The 14,294-nt window shown below is 44.0% G+C and carries 10 protein-coding genes and 1 tRNA gene; 6 read left to right on the forward strand and 5 right to left on the reverse strand.

Annotated features, from left to right (window positions below):
- Positions 1-113 precede the first annotated feature (113 nt).
- Complete coding sequence (locus VME0621_RS16415; protein WP_038230704.1) at positions 114-773, reverse strand: nitroreductase family protein; 660 nt, start codon at positions 771-773, stop codon at positions 114-116.
- Positions 774-1,085: 312 nt separating this feature from the next.
- Here VME0621_RS16415 and VME0621_RS16425 point away from each other — a divergent pair, with 312 nt between their 5' ends.
- Together VME0621_RS16425 and VME0621_RS16430 are read left to right on the forward strand one after the other, a co-directional pair.
- A complete protein-coding gene (locus VME0621_RS16425) occupies positions 1,086-1,511 on the forward strand; it encodes a universal stress protein (protein WP_006069355.1) in 426 nt (141 codons plus the stop codon).
- A 130-nt stretch (positions 1,512-1,641) separates the two neighbouring features.
- On the forward strand, positions 1,642-2,238 hold the full coding sequence (locus tag VME0621_RS16430; RefSeq protein WP_062458655.1) for a TetR/AcrR family transcriptional regulator: 597 nt from the start codon (positions 1,642-1,644) through the stop codon (positions 2,236-2,238).
- A gap of 91 nt (positions 2,239-2,329) precedes the next feature.
- On the opposite strand, the gene VME0621_RS16435 is transcribed toward VME0621_RS16430, so the two are convergent.
- On the reverse strand, positions 2,330-3,817 hold the full coding sequence (locus VME0621_RS16435) for an MDR family MFS transporter (RefSeq protein WP_062458657.1): 1,488 nt from the start codon (positions 3,815-3,817) through the stop codon (positions 2,330-2,332).
- Positions 3,814-4,839: an HlyD family secretion protein gene (locus VME0621_RS16440; protein ID WP_006069358.1), complete on the reverse strand. Its 1,026-nt coding sequence runs from the start codon at positions 4,837-4,839 to the stop codon at positions 3,814-3,816. The genes VME0621_RS16435 and VME0621_RS16440 overlap by 4 nt, the downstream gene beginning before the upstream one ends.
- A 237-nt stretch (positions 4,840-5,076) precedes the next feature.
- Here VME0621_RS16440 and VME0621_RS16445 point away from each other — a divergent pair, with 237 nt between their 5' ends.
- The 4 genes from VME0621_RS16445 to VME0621_RS16460 all read left to right on the forward strand — a co-directional run bounded on the left by VME0621_RS16445 (position 5,077) and on the right by VME0621_RS16460 (position 12,716).
- Positions 5,077-6,000, forward strand: a complete 924-nt coding sequence (locus VME0621_RS16445) for a LysR family transcriptional regulator (RefSeq protein ID WP_062458659.1) — start codon at positions 5,077-5,079, stop codon at positions 5,998-6,000.
- 212 nt (positions 6,001-6,212) lie between these two features.
- Complete coding sequence (locus VME0621_RS16450) at positions 6,213-8,219, forward strand: TonB-dependent receptor domain-containing protein (protein ID WP_065311706.1); 2,007 nt, start codon at positions 6,213-6,215, stop codon at positions 8,217-8,219.
- A gap of 210 nt (positions 8,220-8,429) precedes the next feature.
- Positions 8,430-9,593, forward strand: coding sequence for an efflux RND transporter periplasmic adaptor subunit (locus VME0621_RS16455; RefSeq protein WP_062458660.1), 1,164 nt, complete (start codon positions 8,430-8,432; stop codon positions 9,591-9,593).
- Between the two features lie 9 nt (positions 9,594-9,602).
- Positions 9,603-12,716: an efflux RND transporter permease subunit gene (locus tag VME0621_RS16460; RefSeq protein ID WP_006069362.1), complete on the forward strand. Its 3,114-nt coding sequence runs from the start codon at positions 9,603-9,605 to the stop codon at positions 12,714-12,716.
- Between the two features lie 59 nt (positions 12,717-12,775).
- On the opposite strand, the gene VME0621_RS16465 is transcribed toward VME0621_RS16460, so the two are convergent.
- Positions 12,776-13,378, reverse strand: a complete 603-nt coding sequence (locus tag VME0621_RS16465; RefSeq protein ID WP_038230711.1) for a DUF2913 family protein — start codon at positions 13,376-13,378, stop codon at positions 12,776-12,778.
- 59 nt (positions 13,379-13,437) lie between these two features.
- Positions 13,438-13,521 (reverse strand) — tRNA-Leu (locus VME0621_RS16470).
- Between the last annotated feature and the right edge of the window lie 773 nt (positions 13,522-14,294).

Below are 14,294 nucleotides of genomic sequence, written 5' to 3' on the forward strand. Positions count from 1 at the left end.
GTAACGCGGTGGAAATAGTTGCTCACATTTAGAATGTAAAACAAGAAAGTAGAAGGTAGGATGCAACGAAAAACGACCGCCATAGGACGGTCGTTTGGAAACACTACATTATCTTAAAGTACCGTGATGATGTCTTCTTGGGCTAAGCGCGCCTTTGGTAAGCCGTAGTTGTAGTCTTCGCCATCTTTGTGGTAACCAAGAGCTAAAGCAAAGTCGCATACATAACCGCCCAATTCATCTTTAAAGGTATCACCGATCAACGCGGAATCGACACCTTCCATCGGAGTAGACGCAATCCCCATACGCGCTAGAGTGTGTAAAAGGTTGCCAAGTGCAATATACGTTTGTGCTTTGGTCCACTGGCCGTTGTAACCATTTTCATCGGTATTCAGCTCCGCAAAGCCAAACGCGCCATTCAACATTTGGTCAAACATTTCTGCAGGCAGGTGACCGGAAGTAACCTCTACATCCACCACTTTCTTATAGTCGTCTTTGGTGAAATGTGGATTATGGGCAAACAAAATCGTATGTGACGCTTCTTTGGCATGCGGTTGATTGAACTGATGCATGTTGGCAAAGGTATCGTGAAAGCGCTGCTTAGCTTCATCACTTTCAATCACAATAAACTTCCAAGGCTGTGAGTTAATTGAAGATGCAGAAAGGCGAATCGCTTCTTTAATGACTTCCATATCTTCCGCAGAAATACGTTTAGCTGCGTCGTATTTTTTAGCTGTATAGCGGTTGTTTAGGTCTTTTATAATTTGATGAGTCACTGTGCTCTCTCCACTTATTGAATCTTTAATAGCTTGGGGGATTTGTGCTTTTTTCGGTGAGTTTCAGCACCATGAGCCGCTACTCTAACCCTAAAGCCAAGCTTGTTGATGAGGTGTAGGTTAGGCGTATTGAAGGCGAAGAAAAAGAACCAAACGATCCAGACATTATGGACAATTAATGCCACAATACTAAAACGGTCAAGATTCAAACTTGCTCTGCTTATTTTCTCTTCAATCCGCGATCTCATCGACAACATTTTGAATAACATAGGACTATGCTAGTAATAAGACTTACAACGTGAGGGCATGGTTATGAAGTACAAACATATACTAGTAGCAGTAGAGCTTTCCAAAGAGAGCCACGTGTTAATCGATAGAGCCGTTTTTCTATCCGAGCTTCTGGATGCTGATGTGTCATTGATACACGTTGATGGCACCCATGGAGAAATTTATCCTGAACTAGTTGATATCAGACTCAACCCAGATCAGCGACCACTTCATTTAGAAACCATGGACCAGTTGCATGAGTTTGCCGAGTACGCCAAATGTCCGGTTAAGCACTTCATTGTGGGTACTGGTGACTTGGGAGATAAGCTCAAGAGCGCCATTGCCGAGCATGGTTTTGACCTCATTATTTGCGGCCACCATCATGATTTCTGGAGCAAAATCGTTTCTAGCTCTCGACAGCTTATTAATACGTCACCAGTGGATGTTCTTGTTGTGCCACTTGAGGAATAACGTCAGATTCAAGAGCGTACACACCTTACTAGGCTGCTTATATGCAGCCTTTAATTTGCCCACTTTCTTAATTTCTTCTCTGCCTGCTATACTGTTGAACAGTCGTTCAACAGTATAGCTTTCTTCCGTTATGGCCAAACCAGCAAAATTTAATCGTAGTGAAGTTATCCATAAAGCCATGTTGCTTTATTGGGAAAAAGGATTCCACGCCACATCAATGCGTTGCCTGCAAGATGCTATCGATATGCGCCCAGGAAGTATTTATGCAGAGTTTGGTAGCAAGGAAGGCTTGTTTAAAGCAGCGATTGAGCATTATTCGACTCAGGGACAGGCTCGTTTAGACGATCTCGTAAAGCAGTTTTCTTCACCTATTCAAGGACTTAAGGCATTTATATTACAGTCTGTTCAGCCTTGCAGCGTGGATAACCCTAACGCTATGTGTATGTTGGCTAAAACCGTCGCAGAACTTACCGAAGAAAATGAAGAATTATTAGAGCTTGCACGTTACTCACTTCGAAAAAATGAAGCCAAGTTTGCTGAAATTATTGCCGAAGCCCAATCCCTCGGAGAGGTCAATCAAGAACTCTCTCCTATGCGACTAGCGCAACACCTTCAGATTCAGATTATGGGAATAAAGACCTATATTCACGCCACCGACTGTTCGCAGGCTCAAACTAGAGCCTTGGTTGAAGAACTCTTCTCCGGAAACATGTTTAGAGTTAAGTAATAAACAGCTTAACCCATCAACCTAAGTGTGGTGATGGGTATGTTTTATCCTATTACTCAAAGATAACACCCATTATTCTGTTAACGTTGCACTATTTAGAACGGATGAAAATCAGCATCGGCATCATAATTACAAACATCACTCCAACTAATTGGAACGTATGAACGTACGCAACCATCTGAGATTGTTCATGCAACATCATTTGATACTGTTGCAACGCCAGTGGGTCGGTCATTGATAAGCCTTGCGATGCCGCCCAGTTTTGCAGTGCAGGATTATAGGTATTAAAACCTTCACTTAGCGCATGCCATTGCTGCTGGCTATCACGGTACTGGTAAGTAGTGGCAATTGAGATACCAAATGAGCTACCGATAGTTCGGAACAAGTTAAAGATACTAGCGCCCGCTACCGACTCTTCTCTTGGTAATGTCAGATACGCCAAAGACGATAACGTTGAGAAGGTCAAACCTAAGCCTAAGCCTTGAATAATACTTGGCGTTACGATCCAAAAAGTATCAATCTCCATCGAATACAGAGTCATGAGATACGAACCGATACCAATGCAAGTCAATCCAAATACTATCTTGAGTCGCGGATCAAACTGAGGATTCAGCCGAATCACCAGAATCAGCATACAAGCCGAGGCAAGACCTCTTGGAGCCATGAGCATACCCGTTGTTGCAACTGGATAGTCCAGCAAGCTTTCTAAGAACATTGGCTGCTGAGTAGTCAAGCCAAACATGGCCATGGAGACGACTGCCATCATCAGCGACGACACCATCAAGTTCTTATCTCGCAACAGCCAAAGAGGTGCAATGGGACTCTTAGTTTTCCAACTGCGATACGCCCACATAATCAAACCTATCACAGACAGAACAATTGCGGTTTGAATGATTCGGGAGTCTAACCAGTCTTCGTCATTACCTTTATCGAGGACAAACTGCAGCGCACCTACACCCAGTGCCATAAATCCAATGATCCACCAATCAAAGTTGGGTTTAGATTTATTCGATAGGTGAATGTATTTATAGATAAGCGCGGTACAAACCAAACCAAAAGGCAAATTCACATAGAAGATCCAACGCCAGTTGAGGTTATCCGTAATAACACCACCAACAACTGGGCCTAAGATAGGCCCAAGCAGGATACCAATTGAAAAAATGGCCATGGCTTTACCTTTCTGCTCAGATGGATAAATCTGAACCAAGGTAGATTGAGCCAAAGGAATAACCGAAGCACCGAACGCGCCTTGAATAATCCGGAATAGTACCATCTCTTCCAAGGAACTAGCTTGTCCACACAGTGCACTCGCGATTACGAAACCGATAACAGCAACGAGCATCACTTTACGCTCGCCAAATCGCGACACCCAGAAGCTGGTCATAGGGATAAAAATAGCTTCCGCCATACTGTATCCCGTTAACACCCAGGTAATTTGGTCCGCCGTTGCCCCCAAAGCTCCCATCATATGTGACAGTGACACATTCGCCACTGTCATATCGATTAAAACCATGATGGCAGACAACATGACCGCTACGGTAGCGATACCTCGTTTATCAGCGGTGATTTGGTTGGTCATTTCGAGTCACTTTTCAGATCGACAGTCACCTCGACACTTGCACCTACACGAAGTTGAGGCGAGTTTTCTGGCACCTCCAATTTAAGTCGCACAGGGAAGCGTTGTTTAATTTTCACCCAATTACCTGTCGCATTTTCAGGGGGCATAAGAGAAAACGAGGTACCGCTGGCTGGCGATAAACTTTCTATCGTCGCGTTCCATACCAAATCAGGATACATGTCGATCTTGATCTCAGCCTTCTGACCTGGTTTAAGATGAGTGAGATCTGTCTCCTTGAAGTTAGCTCGGACCCAGTAGCTGTTGTCAATGATCACTGGAAACAGCGTTTGACCAACAGAAACAACCGTTCCTACGTGCGCACTAACTTCTCCTGATAGTCCGTCTACTGGCGAAGTAATGTCGGTATAACTGAGGTTGAGTTCAGCCTGAGCAAGCTGCGCTGCCGCTTGTTGGACGATAGCAGCTTCCAGTCCTTGCTCACCTCGATTCGCAATAGCTTTCTCAACATTTGCTCTTGCTTGCTCCAGGCTTGCCTGAGCATTAGCTAATTTATTCTTAGCAGTATCTAAGTCTTGTGGAGACGCCAATTTTCGAGTGACCAATGAATCAGTACGCTTGTATTCGATCTGCGCTTCGCTCAAGTTTGCTCGCGCTGCATCCAGTCCTGCAACCGCTTCCGTCACTTGTTTGTCAGCGACATCATGCTGCTGTACCGCTAACTGATATGCTGCTTTTGCCTGCTTTACTGCAAGTAAGTATGGTCGTTGGTCAATTCTAAGCAGCAAGTCGCCTTTGTTGATGCGCTGGAAATCCGCAACTTCAACAGAGACAACCTGTCCTTGAACCTGAGGAGCAACAGAGAGGATCTTCGCTCTAACATAAGCATCTTCGGTACTAGGATGACTGTCTGCATAGATCCATGACCAATACAGAGCACCAAATACTGCTGCACAAACAAGTAGAAAGAGAATTTTTGTCAAGCTAGAACGGGATGATTTTTTCTGATCGGAGTTATCACTCATTTACATAACCTACCTTTATATTTATGTGATCAGTGTAGGATTTTTTTATAACCAAACAATATTATGAGTTGAAACTTTATTAACCACTTTTACAGATTGAAAAATTCACTGAACAGTGTGCAATTGATATTAATCAAAATAGCTTATATCGATGAATTTTATAGGATTTAGTTGCTACGTTCGTATAAGTAGTGCTACTGTTTTTTCAGTTTTTTACCGTACCAGTACCTATCTTAAATGAATCTTAGCCAGCTAGATTTAAGTAATCTTCTGATATTAAAACACTTATTAGAGAAGAAGCATGTTTCTAATACCGCGTTGACACTGAATATCAGTCAACCGACCGTCAGTCGCGCTCTTCAAAAAGGCCGTGATTTATTTAAAGACGAACTTTTGGTTCGCACTACTCACGGTTATGAATTGACTCCCAAAGGCGAACTAATTCGACAAGACATAGGCTCTATTCTGGCTATGCTGGACAATCTAGTTGATGGTTCTGAATTTAACCCAAGCGAATCACGCAAGACCATCAAATTTTTCGGTTTAGTCCCTCAGGTGAATTGGCTATTGCCTCCCGTATTCAAGCACCTTAGAGAACACGCGCCTAATATGGTCCTCGATATTGATACTGTCCCTCAAAAGCATTTCGATAAATTAATTGCGGGCGAAGTACACTTTTCTATCTCGAGCCAAACGCCGCCGGCAGCCGATCAAAACCTGTATCGAATGCTCATCGCCACTCGTGATTTTCGGCTGCTTATGAACAAAGACCACCCTTTGGCTCAGCAACCCTTAACTCCTGATAATTTAAAAGATTGTCACTTTGGGCAAATATCGCTCCATGGCGACCGAGCTCTCTCTATCCAAAGTCGATTTAACGACATCGGTTTGTCCACCAATGACCGACCGCTATCTACACCATTGAGATTAAGTAACTTCAATGCTGCGCCAAAAATGGCTGAAGTGTCAGACGTCATTTTCCATCTCCCTACGCCGTTTGCAGAGGATGCCGCACACAGTCATAACGTGGTGACGAGAGAAGTACCTGAGGAATTACGCTCACCATACAGTGACATTTATTTGTATTGGCATAAACACTACCACAACGATCCCATGTGCCAATGGGTTAGAGAAATATTCAAAACGCTCTATCCAAATTAGTTTCTGTTACGCAAGATCATTGAAAAACAGCCAATTTTCACAGCAAATTTACTTTAACCACACCTCATTTACCTCCATGCTATGTATGAATAGTGATTATGCAATTTCCGGATGCTAGTTATATTGAGCCAATTTATGGATTGATATCTAATGACAATAGTTATCATTAGCAATACCTTTCCCATAAAAATATTCCAACTATTAGGTTTAATATGACCCGCATAACAAATGCAATTACGCCCTTAGCAGTGGCGATTTCGACAATCCTTTCTTACCCAGTAATCGCCCAAACATACTCAGAAAGTCATTCGGATACGCGTATCGACGAACAGATGGTTATTACTGCCACGCATACTGAAGTATCGACAACGAAAGCACCGGCTTCAATCTCAGTCATCACCGAAGAAGATATCCTATCCGAACCAGGTCTAGCGCTGAATGACTTAGTCAAAAACATTGCCGGTGTTGAAAGTCAAATGGACGGAGGTAGAGCTGGACGTGAAATGATTTCTATTCGAGGCATGGATGCTGGGTTCACTATGATTCTAGTAAACGGCCGTAAACTCAGCTCTTCGAACGCAGTATTCCGTGGCAATGACTTTGATCTTGCAGCGGTTCCTAAAGAGAGTATTCAACGCATTGAGATCATTCGTGGTCCAATGTCCGCGCTTTATGGTTCAGAGGCGCTAGGAGGCGTAATCAACATTATCACCAAGAAGCCAACCAATGAATGGCAATCTCAAGTCAGTGGTGATTATGGGTATCGCGATGACGATGGTGGTTCTGAATACACCGCAGGATTTAATACATCTGGCGCTTTACTAGAAGATGAACTGTTTCTATCACTTTCTATGAATAAGTCTTCTCGCGATCCGTGGCACGCCTTTTCTGGTCAGGGGGTTAGCGATAATGGAAATGTCTATGACCGTTCTAAAGCAACCACTTTAGAACAGCGAGACACCCTTACAGCAAGTGGTAGTCTCCAGTGGTATATCAACAACGAGCACGATCTCGCATTTGACTTTAGCTACGCTGATGACCAGCGTGATGGCGTGATTGAGTCAACCAATGGTCTAACAGACTCTGAATCTAAAGTCGTTCGTAATACTCAAGCTTTGACCTACAACGGCACCTATGATTGGGGTGATGCGTTACTGCGATATAATCGTGATGCATTTGAAACCAAAGACAATTTTAATGACAGAAATGCCGACCTAGGTTTGTATGATGTAAATGAAGTCAATCATACTGTTGACGGACACGGTACTACAATCGTAGGCAATCACACATTGACGTTTGGTGGAGAGTGGAAATACACCGAACTAAAGAACCCAGACAGCCTGACTCAAACCGGCAAAGCAACGGTTAACCAGCAAGCACTATTTATCCAGGCTCAATGGGCATTGAGCCAGAAAAACACACTAACTTACGGTACGCGTGTTGATATGCATGAAAGTTTTGGTACTCACTGGAGTCCACGAGCCTACCTCGTTCATTCTGCAACGGATCAATGGACGATCAAAGGTGGCGTAGGTACTGCATTTAAAGCCCCCTCTTTAACTCAGTTATCCTCTGAAAACATCGTCAACAGCTGTAAGGGTAACTGCCTACTCGTCGGTAACCCTGACCTGCAGCCTGAAACAAGTCTTAACTATGAGCTCTCTACAAGTTATGTCGATACCTATTGGTCGATGGAAGCTGGATTATTTAGAAATGAAATTTCTAACCTAATTGACCGAGACCTCGATAATCCAGTTGATAATGTAGGCGGTCGAGATGTCTATACCTACAAGAATATTGATGAAGCGATTATTCAAGGCGCGGAGTTCAGCGGTGAGTACGATATTTTGGCAAATCTTCGTCTGAACGGCACCTACACCTACCTTACTACGGAAGACAAAACTACCGGTGAAGAATTAGAGAACCGCCCAAATCACATGGCAATGGCAAGGTTGGTTTGGGAACCTGTCGATTCAATCAGCACATTCGCTCGCGTTAACTACACAAGTAAAACTTTGCTCTCGGTTGACGATAACGTATACCGCCCATCTTACGTGACCGCCGACCTTGGTATGAACTACTTCGTTAACAACGACTGGCGACTAAGAGCTGGCGTTAAGAATGTCACCAATGAACAATTCGACGATTACGATGTGACACGCCGTGGCTATGTAGTCACACCACGTAATTGGTACGTCGGAACAACGCTAAACTTCTGATTACATCAAAACCACTCTCACGCCAACCTTCACTTAGGTTGGCGTTTTTTCGCCTGTAAAAACACCTTACTACCAACAGATTCCGTTCACACTACTTAACCTATTAATTCAATTCATTAATTTTCCCAAATGCTTCACAGACATTCGCCATTTATGGTCTAAACTCAAACAATAAACATTTTATATAATTATCAGAAACAAGGATTGTCTATGTCTTACTTTCCCAAAGCAGATGGTGTCATCGCTAAAGGACTCATCGTTGCGCTACCTATTCTCCTCCTTTCAGGTTGCGAAAAAACTGTCAAAGCCCCTCCTGTAGTCAAGCCCAGTGTAAAAGTTCTCGAAGTGACCATGAAAGAAATCACACCAAGTGAGGAGTTCGTAGGTCGCACTGAGGCAACTCAAGATATCGAACTTAAAGCAAAGGTAAGAGGCAACTTACTAAAAGCCTATTTTGAAGAAGGCAGTATGGTTGAAGAAGGACAATTGTTGTTTGAGATTGACCCTGAACAATATGAAGCCGCCCTCAAGTCCTCCAAAGCACTTGTGGCTCAATCACGTGCTGCCTATGACACGGCAGTTCGTAACTTTAAACGTGGCGAAGGACTGATTAAAGACAAGTACATTAGCCAAGCGGATTACGACAACCTATTATCCGCCAAACTGCAGAATGCAGCAGCGCTACAGAGTGCTAATGCTGAGTTAGACAATGCCAAACTTGAACTGGGTTACACCAAGATTCATGCGCCATTTGCAGGAAGAATTGGCCGTGCAGAAGTGTTTTCAGGTGATTTGATCATTCCTGAACAAACCGAAATGGTGAACTTGGTACAAATGGAACCGATTTGGGTCAACTTCCAGTTACCAGAAAAAGTCATTATCAACGCTCAAAAAGCAGCTCGTGACGCTCAAAATCAATACAAAATCGAAGACCTACCAGTAAAACTGCGATTCCCTGACGGGTCGATGTTTGAAGAAACAGGCATGATAGATTTCATCGATAACCGTGTTGACGCCACCACCGGTACTCTGGCTGTCCGTGCTGAGTTTGCCAATACAGAACACCTAATTGTACCCGGACTTTACGTGACGGCAATAATCGAAGCTCCACGAGTTCAAGAAGTTATGCTCATCCCCCAACGCGCAGTGCAAGAAGACCAGCAAGGTCGTTATGTATTAACCGTTAATAAGGAAAACGTCGTCAAACGTAAAAACGTCACTTTGGGTAAACGATATGGTGTTGACTGGGAGCTAGAAGAAGGCTTAGAGAAAGGTGAACTGGTCATAACTGAAGGGTTACAAAAAGCCCGTGTAGGCGCCGAAGTCGAGTACGAAATGGATACCGTACAGCCTTTCGATGAAAACGACTCTTAAGGACAAGTTATGATTAGTAAGTTTTTTATACATAGGCCGAAGTTTGCCTTCGTTATCTCTATAGTCCTGACTTTGTCCGGTCTGTTGTCGATTCCTGCTCTGCCCGTGGCAGAATTCCCTAATATCTCCCCTCCAATGGTCTCAGTGACTACATCCTATCCGGGTGCAAGTGCTGAGGTTGTTGCCGACACCGTTTCTAAGGTTATCGAGGCCGAAGTCAACGGGGTGGAAAACATGATTTACATGGAGTCCAAGGGCGCAAACGATGGTAGCTACTCGCTCAATGTTACCTTTGAGGTGGGAACCAATGTCGATATGGCACAGGTTAACGTCCAAAACCGGGTACAACAAGCCATGCCTAGGCTTCCCCAAGAGGTTCAACGAAACGGGGTAAAAGTTGAGAAACAAGACCCAAACATCTTAATGATGCTTAACTTGGTATCACCAGATGGAAGTCTAGATAACCTATTTTTAAACAACTACATGGGCATTAATATTAAGGATAACCTTGCTCGTGTTAACGGTGTCTCGAAAGTAAGCATTATCGGTGGTATGGATTACTCCATGCGGATCTGGCTCAACCCCGATCGCATGGCAAGTTTAGGTGTTACCGTAGAAGAGGCCATTGCCTCAATTCAAGAGCAGAATATCCAAGTTGCTGCGGGACGTATTGGCGCAGCGCCAGTACCTCGAGATCAACAGTTTCAGTACACCCTCTCCACCAAAGGTCGCTTGAGCCACCCAGAAGAGTTTGAACAAATCATCATCCGTTCGAACCCGGATGGTAGCGCAGTTTATATGAGTGATATTGCGCGTATTGAGCTTGGTGCAGCAAGTTACGATGCGGAAGCGATGCTGGATAACAAACCATCTGCACTACTTTTCATTTACCAATCAAGTGGCGCAAATGCACTCGAAGTAGCGAAAGGTGTCCACGAAGAATTATCCCGCCTGCGCGAGCAATTTCCTGAAGATATGGACTATAAAGTTCTCTACGACACTACTCAGTTCGTAGAAACGTCCATCGATGAAATGATTGAAACTCTGTTGATTGCCGTAGCACTGGTTATCTTCGTTGTGTATATATTCTTGCAGGATGTTCGACAAACTTTAGTTCCCGCTATCGCTATTCCGGTGTCTTTAGTCGGTACATTTGCATTCCTACTGGCAACAGGCATGAGCATCAATACCGTGTCGCTCTTCGCCTTGATCCTCGCGATCGGTATCGTAGTAGATGATGCTATCGTTGTTGTAGAAAACACCACTCGTTTAATGGAGGAAGAAGGGCTCAACGCCGTCGATGCCACAACCAAATCCATGCAGGAGGTGACGGGACCCGTTATTGCTACCACTCTGGTGCTACTAGCGGTATTCGCGCCAACCGCAGTTATGCCGGGTATAACTGGGCAAATGTACGCGCAGTTCTCTATCACCATTTGTATTTCGGTTCTAATTTCCTCGGTGAACGCATTAACACTCAGTCCTGCGCTATGTGCTTCACTACTTAAGCCACCAAAAACGCATGAAAAAGGGTTCCATGCCAAATTCAACGTTTTGTTTGAGAAGGCAACCGGAAAATACACCAACTTTGTTTCGGGAATGGTGCGTAAGCTAATGCTAGTTGGCGTCGTCTATGTCGCCCTGATCGGTGCAACGGGCTATCTGGCTACTTCACTCCCTACCGGATTTGTCCCTACGGAAGATAAAAAAGCCTTCTTCGTCGATGTGCAATTACCTAATGGCTCTTCCATCAACCGTACCAAAGAAGTTATGACTCAAATGGTAGACGAGCTAAACCAAATGGATGGGGTAACCAATGTGATTTCAGCAAGTGGTTATTCGATTATTTCTGGCGCGGTATCGTCTAATGCAGGCTTGATGGTTGTCATTCTTTCTCACTGGGATGAGCGACAAGATCCATCCTTAGTCGAATCGCAGATCGTACGACGAGCTAACGCCGCACTATCGCAATACAGTGAAGCAACGGCAGCTGGTTTCTCCCTACCAGCGTTACCGGGGGTAGGTACGGTTTCCGGTGTAGAGTTCTATATCCAAGATACCTTGGGCAGAACACCAGCCGAGCTCGCAGGTGTCATGCGAGCAATGTCCATCCAAGCAACTTCTGAGCCTGAGCTAACGACGGCATTTAGTACGTTCCAGGCCGATGTACCGCAGCTATTCGTCGACGTAGATAGAAACAAAGCCAAAGTACAAGGTGTTGAACTAAGCAGTATTTTCACCACATTACAAACGATGCTTGGTTCAATGTATGTAAACGACTTCAACCGGTTTGGTAAGGTTTTCCGCGTGAACATGCAGGCGGAAACTGAGTTTCGCGATTCAGACCGAGACATCGCTCGTTTCTACATCCGAAACAAATACGATGTTATGGTGCCACTTAATACCTTGGTTAACGTAGAGCCTAAGCTAGGCCCTGAATACATCAACCAATTCAACTTATATAGCGCGGTTAAAGTCAACGCATTCCCAGCACCAGGCTACAGTTCAGGACAGGCGATTGATGCTGTGAAGCGAATCGCAGATACGACTTTCCCGAACGGCTATACCTATGAATGGTCAGGGCAAACTTACCAAGAGTTGAAAGCAGGTAACTTAGCGCCATTCATCTTTACCTTGGCACTTATCTTTACCTATCTATTCTTAGTTGCACAGTATGAAAGCTGGACCATTCCAGTGTCGGTTATGCTCGCTGTTCCTGTCGCTATTCTAGGGGCATTTATCTACATTTGGATAATGGGGTCTGACGTTAACTTATACACCCAAATCGGCTTGGTACTGCTAATCGGTCTTGCCTGTAAGAACGCGATTCTGATTGTAGAGTTCGCCAAACAGCTCAGGGAAAGCGGTATGAGTATCACGGACTCAGCCATAAAGGCCGCGCGACTGCGTTTCCGGGCGGTCTTGATGACAGCCTTCTCGTTCATCTTGGGGGTAATCCCACTGGTCATCGCAACCGGTGCAGGTGCTGCAAGTCGCGTCTCATTGGGTTATGCGGTGATGGGCGGTATGATTGCGGCCACTATTGTAGGTACCTGTCTTGTTCCAGTGTTCTACGTGATGTTGCAATCACTTCGAGAGAAAGTAAAAGGACGTAGCTCTTAACGCACTCCAACAAAAAAAGCCTGATTTATCAGGCTTTTTTGTTATTTCTTAAACAGAGACTACGACTTATCAAGTTCGAGTGTAATTCTCACAAAGTTGTCGTCTTCGTATTGTATCTGGTAGCTAAAGATATCATTGGCATATATCGTTTTTAGGAACAGGTGCTTTTCACGTACCGTCCCTCTAAATAAAATCGATATTCCTGATAACAATTGGTTACGTGTACCGAAATGTGCGTTTAGGTCCGTTGATAGCACGCACAGCAAACAACCATTCTCATCATGGTTGAGATCCACTTTCTCAGGACTCGATAACAGTACTGTGGTACCCAGTTTCTTTTCCAACTCACGAATTAATAATAGATAGCTATCTAAGTGTGGCTGCGAAACGTCAGGCTTAGCTTCAACTCCTCGCAATAAAACATCTTCTAAATCTACTTGCGATTTCTTTGCTTGCAAGCTCATGGCTTTTAATTGCTTTCTAATCGCTTTGTATTTATTGCTTTTTAGTTTCGGCTTTAGCCATCGAACCAGTAACTCGTTCTTCTTGGCAAGATCGAATAATTGGGATTTGGACTCTAACTTCTTGAATTCTAGATGTAACAAGGCGTGCAAAGACACCTCGGTCAATAACTGAATTGATACCGAGTTAGACGTACTCATTTGCTTTGAACTGGATCCTTTGTTCTGCATTGTAGTCTGTTGGTATTAAAGAAAGGGAATGGTGCCGAGAGAGGGACTCGAACCCTCACACCAAAGGCACTAGCACCTCATGCTAGCGTGTCTACCAATTTCACCATCTCGGCATCGATAAATGCATCACTAAATCGCATCTATTTATCACCGCTATTTTAGCGGATTCCGAAATGTTAACTGACGATTTTTTACTTGTATAGCGTTTCAATAGATAAAATCAATAAAACCAGTTCGTTTGATGAACAAATAATCACATTGGCGATTTCACATCCACTCATTTTGAGTATACGAACCTAAACACCCACGCTTGGGTACGTGATTAATACCAACCAAATGCTCAATACATTAATGAAAATGATATCTGAATTATAGTTCACTTAGTGTATTGGTGTGATCAAGCCAGATAATATATCCCCTTACATATTCAAGCTGAACGCTTACATCGACGCATATTGACGAAGTATAAAGCCTATCTGCACAAGGTTTGCCTACATACCTAATCGATATTGAATACAAATTACGAGTCAGCCTTTGAAAGAACGAGTCACAAAAGTCAGACGCTCAACATAACTGGCAGCCCGTACGGCAATAATTAAGAGCGCAGAATAGCACTCATAAATCTCGAGTCGTACGGTCCTTATTACAAAAAAAGCGATAGGTTCGAGCCATAACATTGCTCCAGCACCTAAATTAATTTTAATCCAACAACGCTAAGGATAGCCTGATACAAGGCAATGACATGTTCAGACTATTGAAACACTCATTACTGGTTACCAGCGCCGTCCCAACGCTGGTCTTTGCAGGTGAACGCCGATCATCCGATAGGCTTAAACTTGGTCCTCAGGAAGTTCCTTTACACCTCCGCAGTGCCTATCTGAAGTCA

This window comes from Vibrio mediterranei (assembly GCF_900088415.1).
GTDB lineage: Bacteria > Pseudomonadota > Gammaproteobacteria > Enterobacterales > Vibrionaceae > Vibrio > Vibrio mediterranei.